1 pseudogene is annotated in these 242 nt (G+C 74.4%); it reads left to right on the forward strand.

The features are described from left to right. Positions 1 to 242: pseudogene (locus tag ACTFO6_RS19565) on the forward strand (hypothetical protein); the annotation flags it as partial.

Raw genomic sequence — 242 nt, forward strand, 5'->3', positions numbered from 1 at the left:
GTCCTGGGCCGTGTTCTTTCTTGCCGGCATGTCCCTGTGCTCGGCGGGGTGGTTTGCCGCGCTTCTCGCCGAGGCCGCGGCGATCGATTTTCTCGCCATCACCGTGGGCGGGGCGAGCGGGTGGTGCGTGACGCCCGCCTATCCGTTCCTCGCCTTTGCCTACGGCGCTTTGTGGCTCGCGGGGCGCTGGTGCGGGCGGGAAGGGGCGGGCGGCGGCCGCGGGTGGGCGCGCGCCGCGGCGG

Origin of the sequence: Pelomicrobium sp. G1 (assembly GCF_051905455.1) — a bacterium.
Classification (GTDB): Bacteria; Pseudomonadota; Gammaproteobacteria; order Burkholderiales; family UBA6910; genus Pelomicrobium.